Here is a 709-nt window from a genome sequence, read left to right on the forward strand (position 1 = left end):
TCGCTGCACGCCAAGATCGGCGAGTTGACGCTGGAGAACGATTTTTTAGAAGGAGCGCTCACCAAGGCGGGATTGCTGAGCGCAAAGCGATGATCGACCGTGAACACGATCTGCCGCTCAGCAAGCAGGCGGAAGCTCTGAACATCAGCCGCGGCAGCGTCTACTATCTGCCGCGTCCAGTGCCGCCCAAAGACCTCGCGCTGATGCAAAGGCTCGACCGGCTGCATCTGGAGTTTCCCTTCGCCGGTTCGCGAATGCTGCGAGGCCTGCTGGCTGCCGAGGGGTGCAAGGTCGGCCGCCGGCATGTCAAAACGCTGATGCGGCGGATGGGGATAGAGGCGCTCTACCGCCGGCCGCGCACCACCCAGCCCGAGCCCGGCCACAAGATCTATCCCTATCTGCTGCGCGGCGTGGAGATCACGCGCCCGAACCAGGTCTGGGCGATGGACATCACGTACATCCCGATGGCGCGAGGCTTCGTCTATCTGGCCGTGGTGCTGGACTGGGCGACCCGCCGGGTTCTGTCGTGGCGGCTGTCGATCACCATGGAGGCGGCATTCTGCGTCGCGACACTGGAAGATGCCCTGGCCCGTCACGGCAAGCCCGAGATCTTCAACACCGACCAAGGCTCGCAGTTTACCGGCGCGGCGTTCACCGGCGTGCTCACCGACAACGGCATCGCCATCAGTATGGACGGCCGGGGCGCCTG

The 709-nt window shown here is 64.6% G+C and carries 1 pseudogene; it reads left to right on the forward strand.

Annotated elements, in window-relative coordinates:
- Positions 1-709: pseudogene (locus E4K64_RS40065) on the forward strand (IS3 family transposase); the annotation flags it as partial.

The organism is Bradyrhizobium frederickii (assembly GCF_004570865.1).
Lineage (GTDB): Bacteria > Pseudomonadota > Alphaproteobacteria > Rhizobiales > Xanthobacteraceae > Bradyrhizobium > Bradyrhizobium frederickii.